Below are 13695 nucleotides of genomic sequence, written 5' to 3'. Positions count from 1 at the left end.
CCCCCCCCCGCCCCCGCCGACCCGTGGGCCGTGCCGCCCCCCGGCGCCCACCAGCCGTGGGGCAGCGGCGCGCCGCACCCGGGCGCGGGCCAGATACCCGGCCAGTACGGGGTGCCCGGCCAGTACGGCGCACCCGGCCAGTACGGGATGCCCGGCTACCCGGGCTACCCGCAGCCGTCTCGGTCGCTGTACACCAACGGGCTGGCCATCGCCGCGCTGGTGGTGAGCTTCCTGTGCTACTTCGGCATCATCGCGATCGGCCTGGGCGCCGCCGCCCTGGTCCAGATCAAGCGGACCGGCGAGCGCGGCAAGGCCATGGCGGTCTCGGCCATCGTGATCGGCTCGGCCTGGCTGGTGCTCCTGGCCCTGGTGCTCGTCGTCGGCGGTCTCCGCCACGGCACCCGCACGCACGACTCCTCCGGCGACCGCGTCAAGCCCAGCGCGAGCCCCCTCGTCCTGCTGCCCGCGACCTCGCCGTTGCGGCTGAACACCGGAGAGTGCTTCAACCTGCCCAAGGAGCAGGTGGCCAAGGAGGTGCCCTGCTCGGAGCCCCACGAGGGCGAGGTGTTCTGGACCGGCACGCCCAGCGAGCAGGGCGACGACTACCCGGCCGCGAGCACGCTGGAGACCGAGGCGGACCAGGCGTGCACGGAGCACGTCGACGAGTACGTGATGGACACCTGGACGCTCACCGACGCGATGACGTACCGCTACTACTACCCGGACCGCAACAGCTGGCACACCAGCAGCGGCCGCCGCTTCGTCTGCCTCCTGGGCGGGGACGCGCCGACCACCGGCTCGGTGCGCAAGGACGCCACCAACCTGACGAAGGACCAGCAGCACCTGCTGGCCGCCACCAACCAGTTCGACCGGGCCTGGAGCAAGAGCCCCGACGAGGGCACCGAGGTCAAGGACGACCCGGAGGCGTTCCGCACCTGGGCCGGCAAGATGGCCGAGGCGGCCGACCGCCAGGCCGCGCTGCTCGGCGGGGTCACCGGCTGGGCCGACGCCGACAAGAAGACCGTCGACCGGCTGGTGACCGAGTCCAGGACGGCCGCCCAGCACTTCCGGGCCGCCGCGAAGGCCACCGACGGCGCCGCCGTCGAGAAGGAGTTGCACACCGCCTTCCAGCACCTGGGCGACGACCTGGTCCTCGACCTGCGTCGCCAGCTCGGCCTGGCCACCCAGGACCAGGAGCCCGGCAAGCACCCCTCGGACCAGGTGGTCTGACCGGAGCCGGGCCGGGTGACACGCCGTCACCCGGCCCCCGGCGGCATCACCGCTTCCGGTCCCACTCGGCGGCGTGCCGCACCAGCCGGGACGGCAGCGCGGGCGCGCCCGTCCAGTGCAGGTGCAGGTACGAGGCGTGCACCGAGCCGTGCAGGTGGCCCTCGGTGTGCGGGCCGGCCGGGGTGCGCCAGCCCCAGGCGGGGGACGGGCCGGCCGCCGGGTCGGTGGCGGTGCGGTGGAACTCGTGGCCGCGCACCCGGGAGCCGGCCGCCGCCAGCGGGGAGTCGGCGAGCGCCACCGCCTCCCGGTAGCCGAGGGTCAGCCGGGGCGTCATCCGGGCGGTGGAACCCAGCACCCCGCACATCGGCAGACCGTCCAACTCCCGCCCCAGGTACAGCAGTCCGGCGCACTCGCCGACCACCGGCGCGCCGGACGCAGCCAGTTCGGCCACCGCCCCGCGCAGTGCCGCGTTGGCGCTCAGCTCGGAGACGTACACCTCGGGGAAGCCGCCGCCGATCACCAGCGCGGCCGTCCGCTCCGGCAGCCGCTCGTCGTGCAGCGGGTCGAAGGGCACCACCTCGGCGCCGGCGGCGGCCAGCAGTTCGGCGTTCTCCGCGTACGAGAAGGAGAACGCCGCGCCGCCCGCCAGCGCGATCCGGGGCCGGGGCCCGGCCACCGGTTCGACCTCCGCCGCCGCGTCCCAAGGGCCGTCGGGCAGCGGCGGGGCGGTCCGGGCCAGCGCCAGCACCGCGTCCAGGTCGACCGAGCGGCCCACCAGTTCGCCCATCTCGCGCACCGCCCGCAGCGCCTCCGCGGAGCGCTCCACGGCCGGGACCAGGCCCAGGTGCCGGGACGGCGTGTCCACCGCCCCGGCCCGGCGCACCGCGCCCAGCACCGGCACGCCCGAGCCCTCCTCCAGGGCCTCGCGCAGCAGCGTCTCGTGCCGGTCCGAGGCGACCTTGTTCAGGATCACCCCGGCCAGCCGGACCTGCGGGTCCCAGGACGCGAAGCCGTGCACCAGCGCCGCCACCGACCTGGACTGCGAGGAGGCGTCCACCACCAGCACCACCGGCGCCCGCAGCAGCTTCGCCACCTGCGCGGTGGAGGCGAGTTCGCCCCGCCCGGCGGCCCCGTCGTACAGGCCCATCACGCCCTCGACCACGGCCACGTCCGCCCCGGCCGCGCCGTGCGCGAACAGCGGGGCGATCCGCTCCGGGCCGCTCATCCAGGCGTCCAGGTTGCGGCCCGGGCGCCCGGCGGCCAGCGCGTGGTAGCCGGGGTCGATGTAGTCGGGGCCGACCTTGTGCGGGGAGACCTTCAGCCCGCGCGCGGCCAGCGCCGCGATCAAGCCGGTGGCCACCGTGGTCTTGCCCGCGCCGGAGGAGGGAGCGGCCACCACCAGCCGGGGAATCACGTCGCTCAACCCGCTACCACTCGATCCCGCGCTGGCCCTTGCGGCCCGCGTCCATCGGATGCTTCACCTTCGTCATCTCGGTGACGAGGTCGGCCAGTTCGAGCAGCGGCTCGGGCGCGTACCGGCCCGTCACCACCACGTGCTGGCTGCCCGGCCGCTCCCGCAGCACCTCGACCACCTCCGCCACGTCGATCCACCCCCAGTGCAGCGGGTAGGTGAACTCGTCCAGCACGTAGAACCGGTACGTCTCGGCCGCCAAGTCCCGCTTGACCTGCGCCCAGCCCTCCCGGGCCGCCTCCTCGGAGGACTCGATGTCGCGCTGCACCCACGACCAGCCCGACCCCATCTTGTGCCAGGCCACCGTGCCGCCCTGCCCGGACTCGCCGAGCACCCGCAGCGCGTTCTCCTCGCCGACCTTCCACTTCGCCGACTTCACGAACTGGAACACCCCGACCGGCCAACCCTGGTTCCAGGCCCGCAGCGCCATCCCGAACGCCGCCGTCGACTTGCCCTTGCCCGGCCCGGTGTGCACCGCCGTGATCGGCAGCGTCCGGCGCTGACGCGTCGTCAGGCCGTCGTCCGGGACGTTCTCCGCCACTCCCTTGGGCATACCGCTCACGCCGCCTTTCGCGTCGTCGTCGTCATGGCGCGCGCTTCGCGCACCAGCGAGGCCACACCCTCGGCCCGAAGTTCGTCCAGACTGACCGCGTCACCGTTCAGGTGCGCCGCCAACTCCCGTGCCAGGCCCAGCCGGACGGGCCCGGACTCGCAGTCCAGCACCACCGCGGCCACGCCCTGCGCGGCCAGCAGCCCCGCCGCCCGGCGGGCCCGGGGCAGCGCGTCCGCCCCGCCGGTGGCCCGGCCGTCGGTCACCACCACCAGCAGCGGGCGCCGGTCCGGGTCGCGCAGCCGCTCCACCCGCAGCACCTCGTGCGCCCGCAGCAGGCCCGCCGCCAGCGGCGTCCGTCCGCCGGTCGGCAGCTGCTCCAGCCGGGCCGCGCCCACCTCCACCGAGGAGGTCGGCGGCAGCGCCAGCTCCGCGCCCGCGCCCCGGAACGTCACCAGCCCGACCTTGTCGCGCCGCTGGTAGGCGTCCATCAGCAGGGAGAGGACGGCGCCCTTGACCGCCGTCATCCGCTGCCGGGCCGCCATCGAACCCGAGGCGTCCACCACGAACAGCACCAGGTTCGACTCCCGGCCCCGGCGCACCTGCTCGCGCAGGTCGTCCCGGCGCAGCACCAGCGCCCGCCCGTCCCGCCCCCGCGCCGCCTGGTGCGGGGCCGCCGCGCGCAGCGTCGCGCTCAGGTGCAGCCGGGACAGCCGGCCCCGCGGGCGGCGGGCCCGGATGGTGTGCCCGGCGTCGGTCTCGGCGGGGGAGCGCCGGCCCTGCGCGCCCCGGCCGGTGCCGTCCACCTCGAACAGCCGGGTGCGGTACGGCCGGTCGGCCGCCACCGGCGCCGACTCCCGCGATCCGCCCGGGCGTTGCCGGGGCGGGGCGGGCGCGTCCTGCGAAGTCTCCTCACCGGAAGGCCGGTCGGGCCCGCCGGGCTCGGGTGCGCCACCGCCGCCGCCGTCACCACCGGGGCCGCCGTCGCCGTCCGGACCGCCGCCGTCACCGCCAGGGCCGCCGTCGTCCGGGCCGCCGTCGTCCGGGCCGCCGCCGTCCGGACCGCCACCGTCCGGCGGGCCCTGGTGCTCGGCCAGCGTGCGGTCCAACTGCTCCTCGTCCAGCCCGGGCGCGTCGAACGGGTTGCGCCGCCGCCGGTGCGGCAGCGCCAGCCGGGCGGCCGTGCGGACGTCCTCCTCCAGCACCCCGGTGCGCCCCGCCCAGGCGGCCAGCGCCACCGCGGTGCGCGCCATCACGATGTCCGCCCGCAGCCCGTCCACCTCGAACGCCGCGCACACCGCCGTGATCTGACGCAGCGCCAGGTCTGACAGCTCGACCTGCGGAAGCAACTCCCGCGCGACGGTGATCCGTTCGGCCAGCTCGCGTTCCCGCTCGCTCCAACGCGCCGCGAAACCCGCCGGATCGGCGTCGTACGCTAGGCGTCGGCGCACCACCTCGGCGCGCTCGTCCGCGTCCCGGGTCGCCGCGATCTCCACCGTCAGCCCGAACCGGTCCAGCAGCTGCGGCCGCAGCTCGCCCTCCTCCGGGTTCATCGTCCCCACCAGCAGGAACCGCGCCGCGTGCCGCACCGACACGCCCTCGCGCTCCACGTACGAGCGCCCCATCGCGGCCGCGTCCAGCAGCAGGTCCACCAGGTGGTCCTGGAGCAGGTTCACCTCGTCGATGTACAGCACCCCGCGGTGCGCCTTCGCCAGCAGTCCCGGCTCGTACGCCTTCACGCCCTCGGCGAGCGCCCGCTCCAGGTCCAGCGAGCCGACCACCCGGTCCTCGGAGACGCCCACCGGCAACTCCACCAGGAACGCGGGCCGTTCGGCCACCGCCGCCCCCGCGTGCGGCCCGTCCGGGCACTGCGGGTCCGGCGCCGCCGGGTCGCAGGCGAACCGGCACCCCGGCACCGTGGCGATCGACGGCAGCAGCCCGGCCAGGGCCCGCACCATCGTCGACTTCGCCGTCCCCTTCTCGCCGCGCACCAGCACCCCGCCCACGGCCGGCGAGACCGCGTTCAGCAGCAGCCCCAGCCGCAGGTCGTCCATGCCCACGATCGCCGTGAACGGATAACGGGCCTCGGTCACTCGGCACTTCCCCTCTCCAGTGGGGCCGGGGCCCCGGGCGGCACGAACGGCAGTCCCGCCGGTGCCCCGTTCTCGATCAGCTTCCACAGCGCGTCCGTGTCGGCGTGCTCCGCCACCAGGTCGCCCAGCGCGTCCAGCTGTTGTTCGCGGGCGGCGGCGAACGAGGTGTCCGGCGCCGGGACGAACGCGCGGCCGGCGGCGCGGGACACCTCGGCCAGGAAGGCCCGCCGGAACGCGTCGTTCTCCAGCAGGCCGTGCCAGGTGGTGCCCCACACCGCGCCCGCCCGGCAGCCGTCCAGCGGCCGCCCGGCGGCGTCCGTGACGAACGGGTCGCCGCCCTCCGCCGCCACCACCCCGTGGTGGATCTCGTAGCCCTCCACCGGCTCGCCCAGCGCCACCCCCGACGGCCGGGCCAGCACCTTCCGCGCGCCGAACACCACCCGGACCGGCAGCAGCCCCAGGCCGTCCACCGCGCCGGACGACTTCGACTCCACCGCGTCCACGATCTCCCGGCCCAGCATCTGGTAGCCGCCGCACACCCCCAGCACCGGCAGCCCCGCCGCGGCCCGCGCCGCCAAGGGCTCCGCCAGGCCCCGCCCGCGCAGCCAGGCCAGGTCCGCGACGGTCGCCCTGGTGCCCGGCAGCACCACCAGGTCCGCGTCCGCCAGCTCCTCCGGCCGGGTCACCCAGCGCACCAGCACGCCCGGCTCCTGCGCCAGCGCGTCCACGTCCGTGAAGTTCGACAGCCGGGGCAGCCGCACCACCGCGACCCGCAGCACCTCCGCGCCCACCGGACCGCCCGCCGCCGGCCGGGACGCCACCGACGCCAGGCCGAGCGAGTCCTCCGCGTCCAGCCACAGCCCGGGCAGCATCGGCAGCGTCCCCAGCACCGGACGGCCCGTCAGCCCCCGCAGCATCTCCAGCCCGGGCTCCAGCAGCCGGGCGTCACCGCGGAACTTGTTGACGAGCCACCCCGCCACCAGCGACTGGTCCTGCGGCGACAGCAGCGCCAGCGTCCCGAACATCGACGCGAACACCCCGCCCCGGTCGATGTCCCCGACCACCACGACCGGGAGCCGGGCCGCCGTCGCCAGACCCATGTTGGCGATGTCCCCGTCCCGCAGGTTGATCTCCGCCGGGGAGCCCGCGCCCTCGCACACCACCACGTCGAAGCGCGAGCGCAGGTCCGCCAGGCACTCCAACGCCCGCTCCAGCAGGACGGGTTTGCGCTCCCGGTAGTCCAGCGCCCCGACCTCCGCGACCGGCCGCCCCAGCAGCACCACCTGGCTGCGCCCGTCCGCGCCCGGCTTCAGCAGCACCGGGTTCATCGCCGCCTCCGGCGCCACCCCCGCCGCCTGCGCCTGCATCGCCTGCGCCCGCCCGATCTCCGCGCCGTCGGCCGTCACGAACGAGTTCAGCGACATGTTCTGCGCCTTGAACGGCGCCACCCGCACCCCCTGCCGGGCCAGCCAGCGGCAGATGCCCGCCGTCACCACGCTCTTCCCGGCGTCCGAGGTCGTCCCGGCCACCAACAGTGCGCCGTTCACCGGAGAACTCCTTTCGAGGCGCCCCGACCGGGGCGCGCGGAACGGCGGGAGGAGACCGGCGGTCCGCCGGAGTCCCGCGCCGTCGAAGTCAGTCGAACCACGAGGCCGCGCCGCGGCGGGTTCACCCGCGCCGCCGTCCGCCCAGTACGGCCCGCACGCCCAGCGTCGCGGCCAGGGCGAGCGCGCCCACCCGGCGGGAGAGGCGGCAGGCCCGTTCGATGTCGGCGACGGCGACCGGCGGCAGCTCCGCGCCCAGCACCGGCCGGTGCTCGACCCGCTCGCCGTAGCGCAGCGTCCCGCCCAGCCGCACGCCCAGCGCGCCCGCGAACGCGGCCTCCGCCTGGCCCGCGTTCGGGCTCGGGTGCGCCGAGCCGTCCCGCCGCCAGACCCGCCAGGCCCGCGCCGGGGCGCCGGACGCGGCGACCGTCAGCAGCGCGGTCAGCCGCGCCCCCGGCCAGCCCGCGACGTCGTCCAGCCGGGCCGCGGCCCAGCCGAAGCGGCGGTAGCGCGCCGACCGGTGCCCGACCATCGCGTCCAGCGTGTTGACGGCCCGGAACGCCAGCAGCCCCGGCACGCCCGCGACGCCGCCCCAGACCAGGGCGTTGACCACCGCGTCGGCGGTGTTCTCGGCGACCGACTCGACCACCGCCCGGGCCACCTGCCGCTCGTCCAGGCCGGACGGGTCGCGCCCGCACAGGTGCGGCAGCCGCTCCCGCGCGCCCGCCAGGTCGCCGTCCGCCAGCGAGCGCCCGACCGTCCGGGCCTCCCGGGTCAGCGAGGTGCCGCCCAGCACCGTGAAGGCGGCGGCGGCGGCCAGCGCACCCGCCGCCACCGGCGAGCGCCGCACCGCTCGGGCGGCCAGCGCCGCCCCGCCCGCCACCGCGCCGACCGCGAGCGCCGTGTGCAGCGCCCCGGCCCCGCGGTGGTCGCGCCACAGCCGGCGCTCCAGCCGGGCCGCGGCGGTGCCGAACAGGGCGACGGGGTGTCCGCGCCGGGGGTCTCCGAGCCGGGCGTCCGCGAGGTACCCCGCGGCCGCGCCCACCAGGTACGGGGCAGCCCCCATGGTGTCGTGTCCTCACTCAGGGTCCGCGCCCTGGATCGACGGAACGGGGGCCAGAGTCTCCTGACTCCCGGTCACCCCCGCGCGGGGTGTCCGGTCACAGTGGCGGGACCGCGCCGGACTCGCACCGGCTTCCTCTGCTTGCCTCCGTTTGGCCCGAAGATCCCACCACGCCCGCTTCGGGGCAGTCAACCGAGGCGGCGGAGGGGTTGGTCACATCCGGCCGCGGACACCGGAAGGGCCCCGCCGAACCGGTCGGCGGGGCCCGGGAGCGCAGGTCAGGACGGGTGGGCGGCGGGTCAGGGGGTGCGCACGGCGGGCCGCGGCGGGGTCGGCATGCCGTCGCCGAGGAAGAAGCTCGGGTGCGGCGGCTGGTTGTAGGCGGTGTTCTGCCAGGCGACGGCCTCCCGGTACTGGACGTCGTGCATCAGCGTGGTGATCCGCAGCGAGGTGGGCGCCGGCGTGGAGTAGATCCGCAGCGCCCGGTTGTCGGTGGTGGGCCAGACCACCTCCTCGCGCCAGTCGCCGAACAGGTCGGCGCTCAGCGACGGGGTGGCCTTGGTGCTGTTGTTGGAGTGCACGCCGGAGGCGGTCAGCAGCCGGGTGTCGGCCGCGGTGCCGTACTTGTCGACGTGGGTGCCGTCGAGCAGTTCGCGCACCGGGTCGCCGTCCCACCAGACCGTGAAGTTGGCCGAACCCGGCTTGCGGCCGACGTCCTGCCCCTTGGCGCCGTAGAGGCCGCTCACCCCGGACGACCAGGACTCGGCGCCCGGGCTGCCCGCGTACACGTCGTCCGAGACGCCGCGCCCGTTGTCGCAGGCGCAGTCCGGCTGGTGCCACAGGATCCGGCCGGTGCGCGCGTCGGCGAACCAGGCCGAGTACTTGTCCGTGCTCTCGTCGACCTTGAACTCCTCCAGGCCCGGACGGCTCGGGTCGAGGTCGCCGACGTGCATCGCGTCGCCGTGCCCCTGCCCGGTGTTCCACAGCCCGCGCCCGTCGTCGTCCAGGGCCATCGCCCCGTACACGATCTCGTCCCGCCCGTCGCCGTCCACGTCCGCGACGGACAGCTGGTGGTCGCCCTGGCCCGCGTACGCGCCGTTCCCGGCGGCGTCCGAGTCGAACTTCCACCGCTCGGTGAGCCTGCCGCCGCGCCAGTCCCAGGCGGTGACGACGGTCCGGGTGTAGTAGCCGCGGGCCGTCACGAGCGACGGGCGCGAGCCGTCCAGGTACGCCGTCCCGGCCAGGAACCGGTCGACCCGGTTGCCGTACGAGTCGCCCCACGCCGAGACGGTGCCGCGCGGCGGGTCGTAGTCCACGCTCTGCAGCGCGGCGCCGCTGCGCCCGTCGAAGACCGTCAGGTACTCCGGCCCGGACAGCACGTACCCGCTGGAGTTGCGGTGGTCGGCGGTGGCGCTGCCGATGACCCGCCCGGCGCCGTCGACCGTGCCGTCCGCGGTCTTCACCGCGACCTCGGCCCGCCCGTCGCCGTCGTAGTCGTACACCTGGAACTGCGTGTAGTGCGCGCCGGAGCGGATGTTGTGCCCCAGGTCGATCCGCCACAGCCGGGTGCCGTCCAGCTCGTACGCGTCGAGGTAGGTGTCGCCGGTGTAGCCGGACTGCGAGTTGTCCTTGGCGTCGGTCGGGTTCCACTTCAGCACGAACTCGTACTGCCCGTCGCCGTCCAGGTCGCCCACGCTCGCGTCGTTCGCCTCGTAGGTGTAGGAGCCGCCCGGGTTCGAACCGCCGGGCGGCGGGGAGACCGGCACGTCCCGGTAGCCGTCCGCGAAGCCGATCGAGGCCGGCGAGGCGGCCTGCTCGACCCCGCCCACCACCGCGCGCACCGTGTACGAGGCGCCGGCCGGGGCGCCGGAGTCCAGGTAGTCCGTCGCGGTGGCCAGCGGCGCCGGGTTCACCCTGGTGCCGTCGCGGTAGACGTTGAACGCCACGCCGTCCGGGTCGGTGGCCAGCCAGCGCCAGGACACCAGGTTGCCCGTGCCGCTGCGCACCGAGACCAGCCCGCGGTCCAGCTTCTCCACCTGCCGGCCCTGCCCGGCGGGCGGGGCGGTCGGGGACGGACTGGCCGGCGCCGGAGAGGTGGTCGAACTCCCGGTGCAGACCGTGCCGTTGAACGTGAACGAGCTCGGCACGGCGGCCGCGCCCGAGCCCGGCACCGAACCGTTGAAGCCGAAGCTCACGCTGCCGCCGGTCGCCACCGCGCCGTTGTAGTCCAGGCTCTTCGCGGTGACCCGGGTGCTGCCCAGGGTCACGTCCGCGTTCCACGCCTGGGTGACCTGCTCGCCGTTGGCGAACGACCACTGGAGCGTCCAACTCGTCACGGCGTCGCCCAGGTTGGTGATCCGCACGTTCGCCCCGAAGCCGCCCTGCCACGCGCCGGCGACCGCGTAGTCGACCCGGCACCCGGCCGCAGCCGCGCCCGCCTGCTGGACCGCCCAGCCCGCACCGGCCGCGACCAGCGCGCCCGCCGCCAGCCCCGCGACCGGGCGCGCGGCCCACCGCCTGCGATGTCCTGCCATCGTTGCTCCTTCATGGAGGGGACGGATAACTGGGAGCGCTCCCATGACATCCACCCAGGCTGGCGGGACACCGTCAACCCTCCGGCCCGCAGGTTGCGAAACTTTCGCCGCCGCTCCGGTGAACTCCCAGGTGGGGGAGGGCGGCCGGGCCGAAGAGCGGACGCGGCGGGGGCCGACCGGGCGGCTACGCGCCGACGGCGTCGCCGCGCAGAGAGCGGATCATGCTCCGCAGGCTCCGGAGCGCGTCCGCCTGCTCGGCCTCGGTCATGCCCGCCAGCATCCGGACCTCGACGGACCGGACCGCCGCGCTCGCCCGCTCCAGGCTGCGCCGGCCGCGGGGCGTGAGCCGCGCGGGCAGGGCCTTCCCGACGGGGGCCTGCGCGGGCCTGGTCACGTAGCCGTCCCGCTCCAGGTTCTGGAGCAGCACGTTCATCGACTGCCGGGTCACGAACGCGCCGCGCGCGAGCTCGGAGTTGGACAGGCCCGGTCGCTGGGCCAGCAGTTCCAGGCAGGAGTAGTGCGTCACGGTCATCCCGAGCGGCCGCAGCACCTCCTCCATGGCCGTGCGCAGGACGCTCGAGGCCTCCTTCAGCAGGTAGCCCAGTGAGGTGTCCAGGTCGATGCCGGTTCCGCTTTGACTCATGTCAGAAGTCTGACATACGTTGACCTGTGTCAGGAATCTGACACGAAGGGAAGGAACCCCGCCATGCCCGTCACCGGCCCCGACTTCATCTCGCTGCAGGTCCGCGACCTCGCCGCCGCCCAGGCGTTCTACGAGCGGTACCTCGGCCTGGTCCGCTCGCCCGCCGGGCCCCCGCACGCCGTCGTCTTCCGGACCGAGCCGATCGCGTTCGCCCTGCGCGACGTCGTCCCCGGCACGGACCTCGCGGCCGCAGCCCGACCCGGCATCGGCACCGCGATCTGGCTGCACGCCACCGACGTCCAGGCCATCCACGACGCCCTCGCCGCCGACGGCCACGCCATCGTCTCCGCACCGGTCGACGGCCCCTTCGGCCGGACGTTCACCTTCGCCGACCCCGACGGCTACCACGTCACCCTCCACGACCGCGCCTGACCGGCCGCGACCGCCGCGAGGACCGCGCTTCCCCGCGCGCCCCCCGGCGGGGCTCCTTATGTTGGCGGTATGTCACCACATGTCGGCTTCATGCCATCGAGGGGCGCGAAGGGCGCGTCCCCCCTGGCCGGGCGGGTCGCCGTCGTCACCGGGGCCGCGCGCGGCCTGGGCGCGGCCGTGGCCGGCAGGCTGTCCGAGCGGGGCGCGACCGTGGCCCTGCTGGGGCTCAACGCGCGGTCCCTGGAGCAGGTCGCCCGGTCCCTGCCGGGGCCGGGGCGGGGCGTCTGCTGGGAGGCCGACGTCACCGACGACGCGGCGATGAGCCGGACGGCCGCGGAGGTGCGCGAGCGCCTCGGCGAGCCGTCGGTGGTCGTCGCCAACGCCGGGCTGGCCGAGGGCGGCCCGTTCGCCGAGTCCGACCCCGCGACCTGGCGGCGGGTGATCGAGGTGAACCTGATCGGCAGCGCGGTCACCGCCCGGGTCTTCCTGCCCGACCTGGTCGCCACCCGCGGCTACTACCTGCAGATCGCCTCCCTGGCGGCGATGGGCACCTCGCCCATGATGAGCGCGTACTGCGCCTCCAAGGCGGGCGTCGAATCGTTCGCCCACGCCCTCCAGGCGGAGCTCGCCCACCAGCGGGTCGGGGTCGGCGTCGCCTACCTGAACTGGATCGACACCGACATGGTCCGCGACGCGGACCGGCACACCGTCCTGCGCGAGCTGCGCGCCCACATGCCCCGGCCGGCCCGCCGGGTGTACCCGGCGCCCGCCGTCGCGGCCCGGGTCGTCCGGGCCGTCGAACGGCGGTCCCCGGCGCTCTACGTCCCCGGCTGGCTCCGGGCGGTCCAGCCCGTCCGCGCCGCCCTGCCCCCGCTGGTCACCCGGCTGTCGCGCACCGAGCTGCCGCGCATCTCCGCCCACCACGACTTCGACGCCACCGGACTGCTCGGCGCCGGGGCCCGGGACGACGCGGCCCACGGCACCCCGGGCGGGCCGGCCTGACCGGCGCACCCGGCGTGCCGGTGCCGCCCGCCCCTCGATCCGACCGGCGGCGCCCCGCTGAACACCGGGGAGGCCCGCGGGGCCGCGCCCCCGGCGCACGGACCGGTCACGGTCGGTGCGCCTCCAGGTGCGCCTCCGGGCCGTCGCCGGGCCGTCGCCGGTTCGTGGCATCACCCAGCCGCCCGGCCCCGCGCCCCGCCCCGCTTGGTGCCATCCGCCGCTGTGGCCCGCCCCGCCCCCGCCCCTACCGTCGGAAGGCATGCGACGCAGACAGCCGCCGGCCCCCGCGCCGGTGCCGTTCTCCCCGGCCGCCGCCCGCGCCCACCGCACCGCGCTCGGCCTGACGGTCGACCAGGTCGCGGACGGGCTGGCCGCGCACGGCGTACGGCTGCTGCCTGGGCACGTCCTCGGCTGGGAGGAGGGGCGCGTCACCCCCACCGAGGAGCAGCTGACCGCCCTCGCCCGCACCCTCTGGTGCCCACCCGCCGACCTGATGGGCGCCGCCCCGGCCACCCTCCGCGAGCACCGGATCGCCCGCGGCCTCACCCCGGACCAGGCCGCCCGCCTGCTCGGCCTCGCCCCCGGCACCTACCGGCAGGCCGAGACCACCGGACGCTGGACCGGCGACGAGGAACAGACCCGCCTGCTGGCCCGCGTCCTCGCCCTCGACCTGCCCGCCCTGCTCCACCTCACCGGCCGCACCGCCGCCCTCGAAGCCCGCCTCCGCCAGGTCGTCCAGGGCCGCTGGCAGGCCCAGCTCGCCCCCGTCGCCCGCCTCGTCCCCGCCGACCCCGCCACCCTCGAACACGTCCTGGCCGCCCTCCAGGCCGAACACCACACCCCCGCCTCCTGGGGCACCGCCCCGGCTCCGCCCCGCCCCGAACCCGTCCCCCGCTTCTGGCAACTGCTCGCCGAGGCCGGGGAGGGGGAGGGGCGCTAGGGCCGAGGCAGGCCGGGGCCCGTACCGGAGCAGCTCCCGCAGCGGGGCCTCGTGCGCGGAATCGCCGTCCGGACCGGCGACGCCCACCGTGGCGGGCGGGGCGCCCCCGAAGCGCGGGGTCGCACCGGGCGCCCTCCGGGCTCAGCTCGACGACGGCCGTGCCCGGTCGCGGGCCGGCCGGGCCCGTCACCCG

The 13695-nt window shown here is 76.2% G+C and carries 11 protein-coding genes and 1 riboswitch; of the genes, 4 read left to right on the top strand and 7 right to left on the bottom strand.

Features of this window, described 5'->3' with window-relative positions; genetic code table 11:
• The coding region (locus tag OO48_RS40805) for a DUF4190 domain-containing protein (RefSeq protein WP_157845537.1) at positions 1-1230 on the top strand (1230 nt) is incomplete at its 5' end.
• Between the two features lie 46 nt (positions 1231-1276).
• On the opposite strand, the gene OO48_RS25890 is transcribed toward OO48_RS40805, so the two are convergent.
• From OO48_RS25890 to OO48_RS25860, 7 genes are all read right to left on the bottom strand, one after another.
• Positions 1277-2644, bottom strand: coding sequence for a cobyrinic acid a,c-diamide synthase CobB (locus OO48_RS25890; RefSeq protein WP_425338582.1), 1368 nt, complete (start codon positions 2642-2644; stop codon positions 1277-1279).
• Between the two features lie 13 nt (positions 2645-2657).
• Positions 2658-3254, bottom strand: a complete 597-nt coding sequence (cobO, locus tag OO48_RS25885) for a cob(I)yrinic acid a,c-diamide adenosyltransferase (RefSeq protein ID WP_033220404.1) — start codon at positions 3252-3254, stop codon at positions 2658-2660.
• A gap of 5 nt (positions 3255-3259) precedes the next feature.
• On the bottom strand, positions 3260-5305 hold the full coding sequence (locus OO48_RS25880) for a putative cobaltochelatase (RefSeq protein ID WP_051732793.1): 2046 nt from the start codon (positions 5303-5305) through the stop codon (positions 3260-3262).
• A gap of 35 nt (positions 5306-5340) precedes the next feature.
• Entirely contained in the window at positions 5341-6891 is a 1551-nt protein-coding gene (locus tag OO48_RS25875; RefSeq protein WP_033220399.1) for a cobyric acid synthase, read from the bottom strand.
• Between the two features lie 121 nt (positions 6892-7012).
• A complete protein-coding gene (locus tag OO48_RS25870) occupies positions 7013-7954 on the bottom strand; it encodes a cobalamin biosynthesis protein (protein WP_033220397.1) in 942 nt (313 codons plus the stop codon).
• A gap of 31 nt (positions 7955-7985) precedes the next feature.
• A riboswitch (cobalamin riboswitch) is annotated at positions 7986-8115 on the bottom strand.
• 135 nt (positions 8116-8250) lie between these two features.
• Entirely contained in the window at positions 8251-10485 is a 2235-nt protein-coding gene (locus OO48_RS25865; RefSeq protein ID WP_051732786.1) for a rhamnogalacturonan lyase family protein, read from the bottom strand.
• 184 nt (positions 10486-10669) lie between these two features.
• Positions 10670-11128 (bottom strand): MarR family winged helix-turn-helix transcriptional regulator, encoded by a 459-nt coding sequence (locus tag OO48_RS25860; RefSeq protein ID WP_033220395.1) that lies wholly within the window; start codon positions 11126-11128, stop codon positions 10670-10672.
• 63 nt (positions 11129-11191) lie between these two features.
• Between OO48_RS25860 and OO48_RS25855 the strand changes: the two genes are divergently transcribed.
• The 3 genes from OO48_RS25855 to OO48_RS25845 all read left to right on the top strand — a co-directional run bounded on the left by OO48_RS25855 (position 11192) and on the right by OO48_RS25845 (position 13502).
• Complete coding sequence (locus tag OO48_RS25855) at positions 11192-11560, top strand: VOC family protein (RefSeq protein WP_033220389.1); 369 nt, start codon at positions 11192-11194, stop codon at positions 11558-11560.
• Positions 11561-11629: 69 nt separating this feature from the next.
• Positions 11630-12562 (top strand): SDR family oxidoreductase, encoded by a 933-nt coding sequence (locus OO48_RS25850; protein ID WP_245194806.1) that lies wholly within the window; start codon positions 11630-11632, stop codon positions 12560-12562.
• A 259-nt stretch (positions 12563-12821) separates the two neighbouring features.
• Positions 12822-13502 (top strand): helix-turn-helix domain-containing protein, encoded by a 681-nt coding sequence (locus tag OO48_RS25845; protein WP_051732784.1) that lies wholly within the window; start codon positions 12822-12824, stop codon positions 13500-13502.
• Positions 13503-13695 lie beyond the last annotated feature (193 nt).

The sequence above is a fragment of the Kitasatospora phosalacinea genome (assembly GCF_000716545.1).
Classification (GTDB): Bacteria; Actinomycetota; Actinomycetes; order Streptomycetales; family Streptomycetaceae; genus Kitasatospora; species Kitasatospora phosalacinea.
Note: the sequence above shows the minus strand (reverse complement) of the source record. Positions and strands in the feature narration are given on the sequence as shown.

Coding starts and splice junctions, on each gene's coding strand:
- cobO (WP_033220404.1), bottom strand. CDS start 3,254: ATGCCCAAGGGAGTGGCGGAGAACGTCCCGGACGACGGCCTGACGACG.
- OO48_RS25880 (WP_051732793.1), bottom strand. CDS start 5,305: ATGGACGACCTGCGGCTGGGGCTGCTGCTGAACGCGGTCTCGCCGGCC.
- OO48_RS25870 (WP_033220397.1), bottom strand. CDS start 7,954: ATGGGGGCTGCCCCGTACCTGGTGGGCGCGGCCGCGGGGTACCTCGCG.
- OO48_RS25865 (WP_051732786.1), bottom strand. CDS start 10,485: ATGGCAGGACATCGCAGGCGGTGGGCCGCGCGCCCGGTCGCGGGGCTG.
- OO48_RS25860 (WP_033220395.1), bottom strand. CDS start 11,128: ATGAGTCAAAGCGGAACCGGCATCGACCTGGACACCTCACTGGGCTAC.
- OO48_RS25855 (WP_033220389.1), top strand. CDS start 11,192: ATGCCCGTCACCGGCCCCGACTTCATCTCGCTGCAGGTCCGCGACCTC.
- OO48_RS25850 (WP_245194806.1), top strand. CDS start 11,630: ATGTCACCACATGTCGGCTTCATGCCATCGAGGGGCGCGAAGGGCGCG.
- OO48_RS25845 (WP_051732784.1), top strand. CDS start 12,822: ATGCGACGCAGACAGCCGCCGGCCCCCGCGCCGGTGCCGTTCTCCCCG.